The 15,962-nt window shown below is 33.5% G+C and carries 12 protein-coding genes and 1 other annotated feature; of the genes, 5 read left to right on the forward strand and 7 right to left on the reverse strand.

Translation table 11 applies throughout. The features are described from left to right. Positions 1-532 precede the first annotated feature (532 nt). A complete protein-coding gene (locus tag Anndu_RS04885; protein WP_464103296.1) occupies positions 533-1,066 on the forward strand; it encodes a cofactor assembly of complex C subunit B in 534 nt (177 codons plus the stop codon). A gap of 411 nt (positions 1,067-1,477) precedes the next feature. On the opposite strand, the gene map is transcribed toward Anndu_RS04885, so the two are convergent. From map to Anndu_RS04915, 6 genes are all read right to left on the reverse strand, one after another. Further along, positions 1,478-2,296 carry a type I methionyl aminopeptidase gene (gene map, locus Anndu_RS04890; protein ID WP_464104035.1) on the reverse strand — a complete coding sequence of 273 codons (819 nt, stop codon included), beginning with the start codon at positions 2,294-2,296 and terminating at the stop codon, positions 1,478-1,480. Between the two features lie 128 nt (positions 2,297-2,424). Beyond that, positions 2,425-3,063 carry a Uma2 family endonuclease gene (locus tag Anndu_RS04895; RefSeq protein ID WP_464104036.1) on the reverse strand — a complete coding sequence of 213 codons (639 nt, stop codon included), beginning with the start codon at positions 3,061-3,063 and terminating at the stop codon, positions 2,425-2,427. A gap of 152 nt (positions 3,064-3,215) precedes the next feature. After that, positions 3,216-5,897, reverse strand: coding sequence for a carboxypeptidase-like regulatory domain-containing protein (locus tag Anndu_RS04900; RefSeq protein ID WP_464103297.1), 2,682 nt, complete (start codon positions 5,895-5,897; stop codon positions 3,216-3,218). Between the two features lie 47 nt (positions 5,898-5,944). Further along, on the reverse strand, positions 5,945-6,736 hold the full coding sequence (locus tag Anndu_RS04905) for a fimbrial biogenesis chaperone (protein ID WP_464103298.1): 792 nt from the start codon (positions 6,734-6,736) through the stop codon (positions 5,945-5,947). Positions 6,737-6,805: 69 nt separating this feature from the next. Next, positions 6,806-7,918, reverse strand: a complete 1,113-nt coding sequence (locus tag Anndu_RS04910; RefSeq protein ID WP_464103299.1) for a hypothetical protein — start codon at positions 7,916-7,918, stop codon at positions 6,806-6,808. Between the two features lie 7 nt (positions 7,919-7,925). After that, positions 7,926-8,477, reverse strand: a complete 552-nt coding sequence (locus Anndu_RS04915; RefSeq protein ID WP_464103300.1) for a hypothetical protein — start codon at positions 8,475-8,477, stop codon at positions 7,926-7,928. Between the two features lie 559 nt (positions 8,478-9,036). Continuing rightward, positions 9,037-9,149 (forward strand) — a sequence feature (ribosomal protein L10 leader region). Positions 9,150-9,434: 285 nt separating this feature from the next. On the opposite strand from Anndu_RS04915, the gene rplJ reads away from it, so the two are divergent. Then, positions 9,435-9,974 (forward strand): 50S ribosomal protein L10, encoded by a 540-nt coding sequence (gene rplJ / locus Anndu_RS04920; protein WP_464103301.1) that lies wholly within the window; start codon positions 9,435-9,437, stop codon positions 9,972-9,974. A 75-nt stretch (positions 9,975-10,049) separates the two neighbouring features. Continuing rightward, on the forward strand, positions 10,050-10,433 hold the full coding sequence (gene rplL, locus Anndu_RS04925; RefSeq protein ID WP_464103302.1) for a 50S ribosomal protein L7/L12: 384 nt from the start codon (positions 10,050-10,052) through the stop codon (positions 10,431-10,433). Positions 10,434-10,535: 102 nt separating this feature from the next. Here rplL and Anndu_RS04930 read toward each other — a convergent pair whose 3' ends face one another. After that, a complete protein-coding gene (locus Anndu_RS04930) occupies positions 10,536-11,843 on the reverse strand; it encodes a homoserine dehydrogenase (protein WP_464103303.1) in 1,308 nt (435 codons plus the stop codon). Positions 11,844-12,087: 244 nt separating this feature from the next. Here Anndu_RS04930 and Anndu_RS04935 point away from each other — a divergent pair, with 244 nt between their 5' ends. Both Anndu_RS04935 and Anndu_RS04940 read left to right on the forward strand, forming a co-directional pair. Continuing rightward, on the forward strand, positions 12,088-13,521 hold the full coding sequence (locus Anndu_RS04935; RefSeq protein ID WP_464103304.1) for an NF041680 family putative transposase: 1,434 nt from the start codon (positions 12,088-12,090) through the stop codon (positions 13,519-13,521). 338 nt (positions 13,522-13,859) lie between these two features. Beyond that, complete coding sequence (locus Anndu_RS04940; RefSeq protein ID WP_464103305.1) at positions 13,860-15,962, forward strand: CBS domain-containing protein; 2,103 nt, start codon at positions 13,860-13,862, stop codon at positions 15,960-15,962.

Below are 15,962 nucleotides of genomic sequence, written 5' to 3' on the forward strand. Positions count from 1 at the left end.
AAAATTTTTTCTTAAATTAATTGGATAATTTTGTTATTTTGGGAGCATTAAACCACTAAACTTGTTTCTTTAAGCAAACCAGTAGCCGTTAAAATAAAATGAGAATCATCAAACATTGTTATTAAAAAATCTTCTCTTAAAATTGATATTTCTGATGCTAAATCTAGTAAAAACTCAAAACATTTTAAGGTTTGATTATCATTAAAAATATATAATTAAGCTATTAACTTAAGTTGCTAGTTATAAATATTCTAGGTTTTGATCCCCCCTAGCCCTGCTTAATAAGGGGGGAAAACGGCTCAAAAGTTCCCCTTTTTTAGATGAATTTAGGGGTGCAAAAACTGTTCAAAAGTTCCCCTTTTTTAGATGAATTTAGGGGTGCAAAAATGGTTCAAAAGTCCCCCTTTTTAAGGGGGATTTAGGGGGATCAAAAAGTCTTAAGTTTATTAACTAGCAATTTTGATTATTAAAATATTTTAAATGATCAATAGCTGATCAGATTAATTAATTGTAACTCAAAAAAAACAAAATTATGAATCAATCTAGTGCAATTTCTTCCCCTTTAATTTTAAGCATCTTAATGATGATCGGTTTATTTTTCTTTATTAAAGCATCGGTTAAAGATCGCACACAACAGGTAAAATATCAAATTAATTTACCTGAATCTGCCTTATTACCAAAATTACAGGAATATTTTGATAGTAGAGCCTATCGAGTTAAAGCTTTAGATGCTCAAGAAAATCAAGTAATATTTGAAGGTCAAATTAAACCAAGTTTATTTATGGCTATTTTCTTAAGTTTTTTATCATTTTTAGGTTTATTTTGTTTAGGTTTAGTTATTACCTATGTTTATCCTAATCTTAATTATTTTCCCTATTTATTAGCTATTTTATCACCTTTAGCGGGAGTTTTTTATTGGTCAAAAGCGGGTAAAATTGAAACAGTAAAATTAAAGTTTGAAACTAATAGTAATAATCCAGAACTTTCTACTATTATAACGGTGACTGCTCATCGAGATGAATTAATCAATATGAATCAACAATTATCTTTAGAAATGATTGATTAGAGCATTCTATAAACTGGGGGTATTTTCAAAGTCAAGGTAAAAATGCAATTCTGAGTTCAATTTATTGAACGATCACTCTTAGCAATGAAATTGATTTCATTGCGAGTGAATTACTCCCAGTGATCTCTTAAAGTATTGATACCGCCTTGAAATGAATTTCAAGGCTAATATAAATCGTTCAATGAATTGAACTTAATTTATATTAGAAATTATCACTTTTTTAATAATTTTTGATTTATTAATCTTAAAAATAAGCGAAAAAGCCTAACATAAAAAGATTACAAAGATCATAAAAATTGACTTTGAAAACACCCTGGGGTAAAAGCCCGTTACCCCCTACAAAATCCATATTTTATCAGTTGATAATTGATAATTAATTAATCTTGTCAATTGTTGAATATAACTTATTACTTAAATTTGATGGCGATCCGTTAATATTTCATAGCCAGTTTTTGTTACTAATACCGTATGTTCAAACTGTGCGGATAAAGATTTATCCATTGTTACTACCGTCCAGCGATCACGCAGAACTTTCGTATGTTTTGACCCCATATTAATGATAGGTTCAATCGCTAAAGTCATGCCCTGTTTTAACTTTATATTAGGTATTTCTTTAGTTCGATAATTAAAAACTGGAGGTTCTTCATGTAAATTTCTCCCCACACCATGACCCGTATAATTTTCTACTATAGTATATTTGTACGGCTTAACATAATCCTCGATCGCCCCTGCAATATCCGTTAAATAATTTCCGGGTTTAACCTGTTCAATGCCCTTATATAAAGCTTCTTCAGCCACCCTGATTAAATTCTGAGCTTTCTGAGCAATTAGACCCACCCCAAGGGTAATACAAGAATCACCGTGAAAACCGTTTTGATAAGCCCCCGTATCCACTTTCACAATATCACCCGCCCTGATCACCTTTTTACGGTGGGGGATACCATGCACCACCTCATTATTAACGCAAATGCAGATGGAAGCCGGAAAACCGTGATAACCTTTAAAACTAGGCTTTGCACCCATTTCTAAAATCCGTTTTTCCACATAAGCATCCACATCGGCCGTAGTCATGCCGGGTTCAATAAAATCAGCCACCTCCTTTAAAACCGTAGCCACAATTTTACCTGAAACCCTCATTATTTCAATTTCTTGAGGTGTTTTGATCGTAATACCTTTTTTCGCACGGGGGGCGGCGTATTTTTCTTGTTTATCTGTTTTATTTTGGTTAATATTTTGTTTTTTTACGGGAGTTTCATCTCCTAATAAAAGTTTTTTTAATAAACGCAATTTTCTTAAACCTCAAACTAATTTAAAATTTATAATAATTTAATTATACTTGAGAATTACACAACTAAATCTTACAATTTTAAAGATTGACGAAATTGTTTAATGGCAGTTAAAGGATGGGAATGTTTCACATATTCTGTGAAAATTTCTATATTTAATTGCGGTAATAATTGACTAGATTTAATTAATTGATAACCAAATGTTTGATTAAATTCTTGTTGATTTTCTTGGGCTAAATAATATATAGATAACTGTTCATTTTCCCAAAACCAAACTTCTTTAACCCCTAATCTTTGATAAATTTTTAAAGAATCAATATTGCCACTGGTAAATATAATCTCGATCGCCAGATCAGGGTAATCTTTTAAAGTATCAAGACAATAACTTTCATCGGGTTCTAAACCGCCTCGTTTTTCTTGTTTCCGAAAAGTGGTTGAACCTGTAGGATAATAATTAATATCATGTTCAATAAAATAAATTTCTAATAAATTAGCAATTCTTTTTTTGATCATTTCATGGTTACGACTGGGTGACATTATGGTTAAAACTCCATCTAAATATTTAATTCTAAAAGCGGAACTATTATTTAATTGATTTAATAATGTTTCATATTGCGACCAACTGATATTATTAACACTAAAGATAGTATCTTGAACTTTAGTATTTAGTTCAGAATTAATAAGGTTTTCTATGTCTTGAGTAATCATGATGATACTTTTTAAATATTAATAGATTATTATACAGCAGTTAGAAAAAATTTAAAATAATTGTCAGTTTGCCATGGCCAACCTTAGATTTAATTATACATTAATTAAATTCAATTTATAAATTTCAACAATTGACAATGTACAATAGAGACTTGTCAATTATCAATTATTAAATTTAATTCGATTACATCTTCAGAATTTTGATCGGGTTTAATTTCAATTAAATTAGGTTGGGGAGATTGACCATCAACTAATAAATTAAATTGTCCAAGTTGCAAACCTTCTAAATAATAAATACCCATCCTATTAGTAACAGATAAAGCTCTTTTGCCTCCTTCATTAACAGGAATTAGTTCAACTTTGACTCCCCCTAATGGATTTCCTTGTTGATCAAAAACTTGACCGGCCGCACTATAAGAAGGGCTGAGGGGAACTAAAATTGAGGTAAAACCCCCCGGATTGACTTCCACGACTGAAGATAATTGTGAAGTTTGCCAACCAAGGGGCGCACCTCCGGTATCTATATCTAAACGATAATAACCGGGTGCTAAACGTAAAAATAACCCTTTATTAGAACTGGTTAAATTAGTATTTCCAAACGTATTAACTGCTTTATTATTAATTAAAAATAATAAATTTGATTCTTCGTAAATTTTTTCTCCTGCATCTAAAGTGTTATTATTATTTTGATCATAAAAAGATTGCAAAAATAAGCCTCCTTCAGTACGCAAATTTTCCGATCTACTACTGCCAAAACTTAAGCTAGGTTGTACAAATACATCTGTGGAGAATAAAAGAGTAAAACTAGAATCATTAGAATTACTGGAAATACCTTGATAACTGGCGGTTAAATTTAATCCTGAGAGGAAACTGGTAGAAGCAGAAGCAAAAAAACCACTACTTTGATCATTAAAACCATAGCCTAATTCAAAACTTAATCCGGCTAGATTATCATCATTATTATTAGGTGAGCGATATTGCCAAGTAATTGAGGTAAAATTACCCTCTTTTTCGTTGGTATCGTAATTTAATCTTAAAGTATTTCCACTGGAACTTGATTTGGGATCATCGGAAAATTTATAAGTTAAAGTGGTATTAGTTTTTGAATCATTGTTGCGATAAGTTAATTCTAAATTCTGCCAACTAGAGCGAATATCCCAACGCAAGTTTTTACTATCCAGACTAATACTGCTACTATAACGCAAATCAAACAAACTCCCCCCCACTGTCAGACCCGATGCGATCGCCTGATCTTGGGAGTTCCAACTTGAAGTTAAATTTACTCCGGGTAAAATTTTCAAACTAGAGTTAATGCGTTGAGATGATTCGTCACTATTGAAATTTAAGCTAAAATCAGCAAAAGGATTAAAGGCTAGATCCCCTTTATATTTAAGTTCGGATTTTTCCAGATCTAAAAAAGTTAAACCCTTCATCTTTAAAGGTAAAGCGTCTGGTTGCCAAACAAAATCACCGATCACTTTCAACCCGTCATGATAAGCCAAACCCATCCCCAAGGTTAGGGTATTTGTTAGCCCTAGACGATATAAAATTCCCCCTGTAAAGTCACCAAATTGAGGAAAAAACTGATTATTCCCATAAAGTTGAGTAACTCCTGCGGATAATACTAAAGCACAAGTGCCAAGGGAAAGTTGCGCCGGACTATTAGAATAATCAATCTTTATAATTTCAGGCGTGGCCGTCAAGTCGCCATTAGGATATAAAAAGATTCGATAATTCCCGTTTCCTGAGCCGGAGGAAGATCTATCGGCTGTGATCACATTTTCAAAACGATAAAGGCCAGATGAATCTACTAATACTTCAGCTACAATCAAATTACCGCTATTGGTTACTAACTGTGCCAATGTTCCGGGTTCGGCCTGGCCGATTAGATCCCGTTGAAGGCGATCGCTTCGCAGACGTTGAGAGACATTAAAACCATCACCTAAACTATTGGAAGAATTAGAGGCCGAAAAACCAAATCTTTGCACATTAGAAACTCCGAAAAAGTTACTCCCCCAAAATGGATTATGATTTCCTAATACCCAATCGGAGTCAGATGTTTGTTTTAAATATTGTAATTCTTTTAATTGCCAAGTGGTAAAATCATCTAATTCATTTTGATCAATTTGTGCAAACCAACTACCATTAAATAAATTGCCTACAGCAATCAATTCTCCTTGATAGTTAATATTACTATTAAATGAACCGGAAACAACTGCATTTTGACTAATGGCAGTTAATGAAAATTGAGGTGCATTAATAATAGGTAAACCTTCTAAATTAATAGGTTTTGATTCCTCTAAATAAGACTTTTGATCTAGGTTATTATTTAACCAAGATGGGGTAAAAATAACTGCATATTCATCAAGATTAAATTCCACCGGAACATTTAATAATGTGCGGATTTGTTCAACGGTAAAAACTAAGCCTAAATCTGGATCAGTTAATAATTGATCTTGATTAATTCTAATAACAGAAGCAAAAGATTTTAACTCTAATACTCCATCATCTAAGGTATTAACATTATAGCCTAAAGCTGACATTACATCATCAAAAGGAATCAACCATTGTTCAAAATTAATGGCCTTTTCTCCATCTTCTAAACCCTTAACCGATGAACTAGGATTAACATTACGATCGCCTAAATTAATCCCGATGGGCATTATCATTAATTCGGGTTTTGCTTCAGTTTCAGGAGTAATATTTTCTATATTCTGGGCAATGGAAACATCCTTAAAATTAACTTGAATAGGGGCATTTTCATAAAGATTAAAATTCTGATTATCCAAATTATTTCCTGATAACATTAAAGCAAAATAAACACTTGGATCAATCATTTTTAGTCATTAAATTAAAATAAATTCTTGATCAATTTTGCTGTAACTTAAGGAATATTAACATTAAAATTAAAAGGAATAGTTTGACTAAAATCAGGCTCTGCTGAGATAATTTCTCCCTTTAAAACATATTCTCCAGAGGCAAGTTCTTGATCCGATTGAAGTTCAATCTCAACAAGGCGATCGCTTTGCGCCATAATCGTAAATTCCTGAATATCTCCCGAACTTATTTCCTGTCCATTGTGAGTTAAACTCCATCTAATCTGAGGGCGGATCGTAGCTGTCCCACTATTATTAACTCTTAAATTAATCACTTTATTCTCTTGATCATAACTAACATTCTGCGGTTCTAATCCAAAACTGACCTCCCCATGACGCACATAAATGGCAATAGCAACCCTTGTGCGAATGGAAAAACCGCCCTCGGCCGGTACATTTTCGGGAGGTTCGGCAAACATGGCCGCTCGGTATTCCTGTTGGGCGCTACTGGGTAACAGTCTCACTAAAAGACGCACTCGGCGTACTTGGCCGGGTTGTAACACTACCTCGGTGGGGGAAAACATTAAGTAGGGTGATAAGTCATTTTCCGAAGTCTCCACCGTTTGAAAGCCATTTTCCCCATAAATAAAAGGCTCTGTATGTAATGTCAAACTCGCTTCTTGATTACTGCTATTAGTGAGGGTAATGACTCCTGAAGCTTGACCCTGTTCCGTTTCTAAGGTTATGACCATCGGAGAAACTTGCACCTGTGCTTTGACTAACTGAGGGGCTAAAATAAAGCTAGATAAAGCAATTCCACTAAATAATGAAACAATCAGTTGACGAGTTTTTAAAAACATAATTAATATTATTTTTCTAAAGTTTTGATATGGATATTAACCTAGCAATTCCCCTTTTTTAAGGGAATTTTATTGTGCTGTTACCGTGATCGTGAAACGGGTAGTGTACTCCCCCGCCCCTAACTCCTCTGCTCCCTGAACAGTCACAAAGGTAGAACTAAGCTCGATTTTTATATCCCCATTGAGATCAATATTGGGGGAGCTATTGATCACCACATTGCCAGTAGTTACTTGAGAATAATTAGCAGAAGTATTACTCACATTTCCCGAGGGAAAAATCAAGTTAACTTGCACTTGATGATCTATCCCTATATCGGTAGAATTAGTGATTAAATCAAGATTTTGATTGGTACGAAAATCGCTGGGGACGCTTAATTGATCTAAATTAATGGAATATTGAAAAGCACCACTATTACAATCAAAAAGCACAGCGTCACTAGCTGACATTTGATAGACTCTTTGTTCTCCTGCAATTAGCCTTGTTTGTGGTTGATAAGCAACGGGAATATTACCCCTTTGATAGTACAGGGAAGGGGTTTGAACACTGCATTGTTGACTAACTGATCCATTAATATCAGTAGAATTACTAATTCCACTATTGAGATCGGGAGTTACTTGTAATACAAATTCCGTGTTATAGTCACCTGCGGCCAATTCTTCAGCACCTCCGGTTAAGATAAAGGCGGAAGTGATCTCAAGGGTAAGGCGATCATTCTCATCAAGAGCCAAATTAATCCCATTGGTTAGGGGATTAATTATTAATTGATTTGAATTGGCGTTGATTGATGTCACTAAGGGGGTATTATTATTAGTCACATTAACCACCGTGACTTGATGGGTAACGCCAACGGAGTCAGTGCCAATTAAATCAAGATTATCCGCACTATTGGAGGGAAAATTAGGCGCATTCAGAGAATTTAAACGGAGGGATAAATCAACGGAATTATTATCTAAACATTGAAAGATAACTCGATATGTTCTCTCTAGTTTAATAATTCTACTGTGATAGGTGCCGAAATTTTGAATCCCTCCGGCACCGCCTAAAGCTGAAGTTGAGGAATAGGATAGGGGAGTCCCCTCGGAGTTATAGATAGTACAGTTACTAGCCGAGGCTACCTCTGGCAACATAACCCCACCACCGACAGCCATCAGGAACATTAATCCCCTAACTATCTTACCCATAGATCCATTAGTTAGGACTTACAGTCAAGGTGATGGCTGTTGTGTAGTCACCTGCCCCTAACTCTTCAGCCACTCCGTCAACTAAGTTAAATTCTGATATTACGTCCATCGCAATATCACCGTCCCTATCGGTGTATGGTGTCGCAGTGCCACTTAGCGCACCACTATTTCCACTTGTTGAAAGAATTAAATCACCGCTGTCAGAATTGTTAATTGTTAGGGTATTATCAATTCCCTCTCCTAAGGTAAAATCTGACCCGCCGCCAGTAAATGTGGGAGCAGTGACAGTGCCACTAACGCCAACGGTAACTGCCGCGGTATTACAATCAAAACTAACATCCGCATAAATGATCAGACTTGTAACCCGCTCCTCTCCTGTTATAGATGTTGTTGAGGTAGGGTTATAAGGGATAAGAGAGGATTCAAAGGCATTACTAATTGCACAGGCCGAGGGTACATTGCCAATGAAACTTGTCCCTTCTTCTACTGCTAAGGCAGAGTTAGCGAAGGTGGAAACAGATACACAGCCAATTAGGATGGAAAGAAGTTTTTTATTCATGTTAATTAAGTTGAATCGGTAGATACGTTTGTATGAGTTGACATTTGACAATAGATTAATTAGCTTAATGGTTAGACTTTGCTCACCAACTAATTAAGCCTTTTAGATGGCAAAAATATAAATATTTTTCCTTTGTCAATTGTCAACTTGTGAAAGGTTGTCAACTTGTGAAAGGTTGTCAACTTGTGAAAGGTTGTCAACTTGTGAAAGGTAGATACGTTTTTAAAAAAATTGTTACTTAAGTAAAAACAATTATTAATTAATTTTTACTTAATCAACAATTTATATATATTGTGAAGTTTTGTCAATGACTTTGATCACTCAATTTTTCCAATTGTGTTAAGATCCACTGACAATTAACAATAGACTTGTTGTCAAATGACTAGTTAAAGTAAAGGAAAGAGCCTCTAGTCAAGGTTCTTAGGGATCACTTTTGAGGCTCAAAATCTGAGGTTGATCTGTTGATCTATTTAGCCAAGGAGTTTATTAGTTACATAACTTAATAAATAAAATTAAGCCCTTGACATAAAATAGATCTTGTGATAGCATTATAGACCGTAATTAAAATAGGCAACTACCAAAGACAGCAGGAGCTTTAAGCTTAATTACCTGCCGAGGTTAATCCCTGATGACAGAATCATTAATTAATTTTGAGACTATTTAAACGATTATTAAAAAAATGATTATTTAAAAAATGATTATTTAAACAGTCTAATGATTAGAATGTTTTAACGTCATAACAGATGATTAAATCAATTGAACAACTAAAAAAGAGTCAAAAAAAGAGTCAAAAATTTAGTTAGTTCAGATGAACCCCGGCAAAGATGTTAGGGGTTTTGTTATGTCTTTTAATTAATATTAAAAGTTATTATTATTAACCTCAAATTTATTTTAAAGCTAAGAGTTTTTTTGACGAATAGCTAAATTAAACCTTAATTTTTAGGAGGTGATCTCACAGTGGGGAGAACCCGAGAAAACAAACAAGAGGTAATCAACGATCTAAAAGGTTTATTGAGTGAAACTCAGTTCGCTTTTGTGATTGATTACGCAGGTTTATCTGTTGCGGAGATTACCGATTTACGCAACCGACTTCGCCCTGTGGGTGGGACTTGTAAGGTTACAAAGAACACTTTGATGGGCATTGCCATTAAAGATTATGAACAATGGCAACCGATGGAAGAATTTTTAAGCCATAACAGCGCTTTTTTATTAGTTAAAGAAGATATTAGCGGTGCAGTTAAGGCTTATAAAGCATTCCGTAAAGATAGCAAAAAAAGTGAACTTAGAGGTGGTGTTTTAGAGGGTAAGGCTTTAACTAAAGATCAAGTAGAAGCTTTAGGTGATCTACCTTCCAAAGAACAACTTTACGCTCAGATCGCAGGTGCGCTCAATGCCATTACGGCCAAGATTGCGATCGGTGTCAAAGAAGTTCCCAACTCTTTGGCCAGAAGTATCAAAGCGGTTTCCGAACAAGGAAATCAAGAAGATGCGGCTTAATTTCTGTTAGAAATTACCAAAAATCAGGTTACAAACTTATCAATTTAATTTTATTAACTGAGGAGGCTTAGTTTAATGTCTGCTACAACTGATGCAATTTTAGAACAACTTAAAACCCTTACTTTATTAGAAGCGGCTGAGTTAGTTAAACAAATCGAAGAAACTTTTGGTGTAAGTGCGGCCGCTCCTGTGGGCGTGGCTGTGGCGGCGGCTCCTGCGGCGGCGGCTGAAGAAAAAGAAGAAAAAACTGCTTTTGATGTTATTTTAGAAGATGCTCCTAAAGACAAGAAAATTGCAATTTTAAAAGTAGTTCGTGAAGTAACTGGCTTAGGCTTAAAAGAAGCTAAAGATGTGGTTGATGCTACTCCTAAAACCGTTAAAGAAGGTGCTAGTAAAGATGATGCTGAGACTATCAAGAAAAAACTTGAAGAAGCAGGTGCAAAAGTTACTGTTAAATAGTTTTCTTTTGTTAGAATTTAGCTTTAATTAGTTAATTAATTAACACAATAATTGTAGGGGTTAACACTTGTTAACCCCTACAATTTTTTTGGTTAATTTAACTTACTGTTCACTGTGTAAAACCCTTAAAATACTGGGAATACTATTAACTGCTTCTAAGTTTTTAATTTCTTCTAAAGCTTGACGAAAATCCCCTTCATTAACATCATGGGTAACTACGACAATTTCTGCTAAATGATCTCTCATTCCGATTTGAACTACTGATTCTAAACTAACATGATGTTTACCAAAACTTGTGCCTAAATGTCCAATTACTCCTGGTATATCATTGCATAAAAAGCGCGCATAAAAACGGGTTTCTAATTTTTCAATGGGGATTACATTACAATAATGTTGATGATCACTGCTTAAAAGTGGATCTAAAATTTTACTGTTTCCACTGCTAATTAAAATTCCGGCTATATTAGTTAGATCCGAAACTACCGCGCTCGCAGTCGCTCCTTCCCCCGCACCCGGCCCAAAAAACATAACTTGGCCAAGGGGATCCCCTTCCACTAAAACAGCGTTATAAACCCCGTTAATACTGGCTAAAGGATGTTCTTTTGGTAAGAGGGTGGGATGTACCCTTACTTGCAATTCATCGGTATCAGGGTTGATTTTTTGGGCGATGGCCAATAATTTAATCACAAAACCTAAATTATTGGCATAGGTCAGATCAACGGCGCTAAGATTACGGATTCCCTCACAATAAATTTCTTCCCGTTTGACTCGGCCATTGTAGGCGATCGAGCTTAAAATGGCGATTTTATCGGCCGCATCTAAACCATCCACATCGGCTGTGGGATCTGCCTCGGCATAACCTAACTGTTGAGCTTGGGCTAAAACCTCATTAAAATCCGCACCGTGAGAACTCATCTGGGTTAAAATGTAATTGGTTGTACCGTTAACAATGCCCATCACATTACGAATGCGATTGACTCCTAAAGATTGTTTTAGGGGTTTGATCACGGGAATGCCACCACCGACAGCGGCCTCAAATAACACATAAACCCCTTTTTGATGGGAGGCGCTAAAAATTTCATCCCCATATCTAGCGATAACGGCTTTATTGGCGGTGACGATATGTTTACCATGTTCGATCGCCTTAAGCATTAAACTTCTAGCGGGTTCTAAACCGCCCATCAATTCTACTACAATATCTATTTGGGGATCCGTAACAATGGCCTCTAGATCCGTTGTGATCATTTCAGCAGATAAGTTAACCTTTCGAGGCTTATCAAGTGATCGCACTCCCACTTTGTGAATTTTAATGTCATTGACAAGGGGATGTCTACCTTGAGGTGCTAATAAAATATTGGCTACACCTGTGCCAACTGTACCTAAACCTAATAAACCGATTTTAAAAACCATAAAGCAAATTTTGCGATAAATAATAAATAAATTTACAATAATCTCATGTTAACAAGCAGTTGGACTTTGGACAAAAAATTAGATTTAATGAAGCTCACATCAGACCGAAAAAATTAAAATAAGATATTTATATTAAGAGAAATTGAATATTGTCTAATAGCATAATGTCAAATAATAAACTTTCTTTCTCAACAAGTTTGTTCTATAGATTAGAATAAATAGATAGTTTATTATTCAAAATAATATGAAAATCAAAAATAAAAATTACCAAGAAGTTGAACAATTTATTCAAGGTCGTCAACGATTATATCAAAGTCTTGGTTTAAGAAAAGATGCCTTGATGAATTTACTCGATGCTCTTAGTAGTAATCAAGATGCTAAAACAGTCGTGGAATTAAGTTTAAATCCTCTATTTAAACATAAATACCAAAGTATTTATCGAGCAATTGCTGATTTTAATAAAGCGGGAAAAAAGAAATCACAAATCACAAATAAAGCCGAAATATCTAAGATTATTTTAGAGAGTATTCCTCAAAATAATCAGCGAAAGTTTCATCTATTTGGCATTGATGTAACCCCTAATTCACGCCAGTTTTCTCCTACTGTATCTGATAAAACGTTTATTCATCAACCTAACAGTATTAAAGGCAATAAACCCATCAATATTGGTCATGCTTATTCTTGGCTTTTTTACTTACCTGAAAAAATATCTAATTGTGATGCTTCTTGGACAATTCCTTTATCAGTTCAACGAGTAAAAAGCGATGAAAAAGATGTTTCTGTTGCTCATAAACAGATTAATAAAGTTTTGACAGATTCATTATTATTTAAGATAATTCTATCAGTTATTGTCGTAGATTGTCTTTATAGTCAAAAAGATTTTATTGGCAAACAAGTTCTTAATCAAGATCGACTTGTTGTCACCAGAGTTAAAAGTAATCGTGTTTTTTTTCGTCCTTTTGTCAAAGATTCTTCTGAGTTAAAAAGTGGACATCCACGTTGGTATGGTGATAAATTTGATTTAAAAGATTCAACTTCTTGGCATCCCCCTGATGATTTAATTCAAACTAATTTTACTACGAAACGTGGTAAATTATTAAATGTCAAAATTAAGGGTTGGAATAATATGTTAATGAAGGGAACAAAGGAACATAAATTGCATGATTATCCCTTTACATTATTGGAAATTACTGTTACTGATCAAGAAGGTAATTCTATTTGGAAACCAATGTGGTTAATTGCCATTGGTAAACGCCGTAACGAATTAACTTTGCTTGAAATTTATCAATCTTATCGTCAACGTTTTGACTTGGAACACTTTTTTCGATTTGGCAAACAAAGATTATTAATGAACGACTATTTAACCTCTCATACAAGTTATGAAGAAAACTGGATGAACCTAATTTTAATTGCTTATATTCAATTGTGGAATGCAAGGAATTTAGCTGTTTGCTTACCCCGCCCTTGGGAGAAATATTTGCCTAATTTTCGTGAGAGTAAGATTACCCCCAGTGCTGTTCAGAGAGACTTTTATAGAATTATTAGCACCATTGAGATCAATTCTAATTTTCCCAAACCCCGTGGTTATTCTTCTGGACGGAAAAAAGGTGAAATACAAGTGAAAAGACCACGTTATCAGGTTATAAAAAAGAATCAAAAATGTCAACAAAATAGCTAAATTGCTGTTAGAAACGACTGTTAATTAATCTTTTTTCCCCTAAAATTATTTTAGGTTAGTTTTACTTTGTCTATTTTTTTATCTTCTATTTTAACCTCTACCAATTTCTTTTTGTCCAAAGTCCAAAAGCAGGAGACACCTTTTTTAGCTTGATTTTTTGATCCTTGATGTAGATTAACAGTTTACAATAGAAAAAAGTCATTAGTTATTCGTTATTCGTAATAACCAGCAATTTATTATTTGTTAAATTTATCATAAATTTAACATTAACAATGACAAAAAACAACTAATGACTAATTAAATTTTGAATCTTTGTTTTTAAATATTGAATTTTTAATATGTCTGTAAATGGGTTATTATCTCAATCATTATCGTTGAATCCGGCCATTGATACTAATTTTTTAACAGTGGAAGTTAATACTTCTGTGCGGGAAGTTTTAACCATAATGAGTCATTTGTCTAGTTATGATCTATCGGAAAATAAACAAAAAATAAATCAAACTGAGAGTTTTGAAGGGGATAAAAATAGGAGATTACCACCTTTATTTTTGAGAGAGAAAGCTTTAAATAGTTGTGTTTTAGTAACGCAAGATCATATTTTAATTGGCATTTTTACGGAAAGAGATCTTGTTAATTTAACTGCCAATCAGATTGAGTTAGATAATCTAATAATGAAAGATGTTATTACTAAACAACCGATCAGTCTTCAATATAGTGAGGGCTTAAATATTTTTAATGCTCTTTCTATTTTATATCAACATAAAATCCGCCATTTACCCATTGTTAATTTTGATCGTAAACCCATTGGCATGATTACTTATGAAACTATTAGAAAATCACTAAAACCTGTTAATCTTTTAACTAGGGTTCATTCTGTTACTGATGTGATGGAAAAAAATGTAATTTGTGCAAAGGCTAATGATTCACTTTTAACTATTGTGGAATTAATGAGTTTTCATAAAATTAGTTCGGTTATTATTGTTGAAGAAAAAGATCACAAAAAAGTTCCTATTGGTATTATTTCAGAAAAAGATATTGTTAAGTTTCATGCTTTAAAATTGAATTTAGCACAGAGTAAAGCTTGTGAATTTATGAGTTCTCCCCTTTGTTGTTTATTGCCTAATGCCTCATTATGGGAAGCTAATCAAATGATGAATGAGCGAAAAATTAGACGTTTAGCTATTACCGATCATCACGGAGAATTAAAAGGAATTGTTACCCAATCTAACTTATTAAAAATATTAAATCCTACGGATATGTATGGTGTAATTGAGATATTAGAAAGCATGATTGAAGCTAAAACAGATAAATTAGAAAAAGCTAATCAAAGTCTCCTTGAAGAACTTTCTCAACGCAAAAGATCGGAAAGTCAGTTATTAATGAATCATAAAAAATTACAGGAAGAAGTTAATCAAAGAACTCAAGAATTAATGGCTCTTAATCAAAAATTACAGGCGGATATTGCTGAGAGAGAAAAAGCAGAAATAGCCCTAAGAAAATCAGAACAATATCTGAAAAAACAAGCGGAAAAAATGCAAGAAACCCTTAATACTTTGCAAAATACTCAACTTAAATTAATTCAAACAGAAAAAATGTCAAGTGTGGGGCAATTAGTAGCAGGAATAGCCCATGAAATTAATAATCCTGTTAACTTTATTTATGGCAATATTACTTATGTCCAAGAATATGTTACGCAAATATTAGAATTATTAGAATTATATCATCAAGATTATCCTAAACCTAGTTTAGATATTGAAAATAAATTGGAAGAAATTGAACTAGATTTTTTGAAAGAAGACTTAGATAAAATTCTTAAATCTATGAAAATAGGGGCAGAAAGAATTAGAGATTTAGTAATTTCTTTGCGTAATTTTTCCCGTTTAAATGAATCTCAAATGAAAATAGTTAATATTCATGAAGGCTTAGATAATACTTTACTAATCTTACAAAATCAACTAATGTTAAAAGGCACTCATCAAGGTATTCAAGTAATGAAAGAATATACTAATCTTCCTGAAATTGAATGTTATCCGGGGCAATTAAATCAAGTTTTTATGAATATTATTTCTAATGCCATAGATAGTTTACAAGAGTCATTTATTCAAAATAAAATTTCTCCTTTAACCATTGAAGCACAAACTTTTAATTTTCCCATGATTTTAATTAAAACAGAACAAGCACAGGATCCTAACTATGTTTTAATTAAAATTATTGATAATGGTCAGGGCATGACAGAAGAATCACAAAAACATCTTTTTAATCCTTTTTTTACGACTAAACCTATTGGCAAAGGAACGGGTTTAGGGTTATCTATTAGTTATCAAATAATAGTAGAACATCATAAAGGCAGTATAAAATGTTTATCAGAAATAGGCAAGGGAACGGAATTTATTATTAAAATTCCTAAACGTCAAACTAAAGCAATGATGTGGCCACTTTAA

The sequence above is a fragment of the Annamia dubia NIES-4383 genome (assembly GCF_055394725.1).

Bases quoted from the DNA above. Each gene is read 5' to 3' on its own strand.
- Anndu_RS04930 (WP_464103303.1), bottom strand. From the start codon at position 11,843: ATGGTTTTTAAAATCGGTTTATTAGGTTTAGGTACAGTTGGCACAGGT.
- Anndu_RS04885 (WP_464103296.1), top strand. From the start codon at position 533: ATGAATCAATCTAGTGCAATTTCTTCCCCTTTAATTTTAAGCATCTTA.
- Anndu_RS04915 (WP_464103300.1), bottom strand. From the start codon at position 8,477: ATGAATAAAAAACTTCTTTCCATCCTAATTGGCTGTGTATCTGTTTCC.
- rplL (WP_464103302.1), top strand. From the start codon at position 10,050: ATGTCTGCTACAACTGATGCAATTTTAGAACAACTTAAAACCCTTACT.
- Anndu_RS04900 (WP_464103297.1), bottom strand. From the start codon at position 5,897: ATGATTGATCCAAGTGTTTATTTTGCTTTAATGTTATCAGGAAATAAT.
- Anndu_RS04940 (WP_464103305.1), top strand. From the start codon at position 13,860: ATGTCTGTAAATGGGTTATTATCTCAATCATTATCGTTGAATCCGGCC.
- Anndu_RS04935 (WP_464103304.1), top strand. From the start codon at position 12,088: ATGAAAATCAAAAATAAAAATTACCAAGAAGTTGAACAATTTATTCAA.
- Anndu_RS04910 (WP_464103299.1), bottom strand. From the start codon at position 7,918: ATGGGTAAGATAGTTAGGGGATTAATGTTCCTGATGGCTGTCGGTGGT.
- Anndu_RS04905 (WP_464103298.1), bottom strand. From the start codon at position 6,736: ATGTTTTTAAAAACTCGTCAACTGATTGTTTCATTATTTAGTGGAATT.